General features: G+C 67.6%; 1 protein-coding gene. It reads left to right on the forward strand.

Annotated elements, in window-relative coordinates; all coding sequences use genetic code 11:
* Window positions 1-278 (forward strand): ATP-binding cassette domain-containing protein (locus KA858_RS12610; protein WP_210135847.1); only part of this gene is annotated, 278 nt, incomplete at both ends.

The raw sequence follows: 278 nt of genomic DNA on the forward strand, positions 1-278 counted from the left end.
ACTGGCCGACTTTATTCGCGGCTTGCCGGACGGCATGCAGACCAAGGTCGGCGAACGGGGGCTGAAGCTGTCGGGCGGCGAACGTCAGCGAGTGGGCATCGCCCGCGCGCTGCTGGCCGATCCGTGCATCCTGATTCTGGACGAGGCCACCAGCGCCCTGGACAGCCGCACCGAGGCCGCGATCCAGAAAACCCTGCGCAAGGCCAGGAATGGCCGCACGACCCTGGTGATCGCACACCGGCTATCGACCGTGGCGGACGCGGACCAGATTCTGGTGC

Origin of the sequence: Staphylococcus sp. GDX8P80P (assembly GCF_017893095.1) — a bacterium.
In the GTDB taxonomy this organism is placed as follows: domain Bacteria; phylum Bacillota; class Bacilli; order Staphylococcales; family Staphylococcaceae; genus Staphylococcus; species Staphylococcus borealis.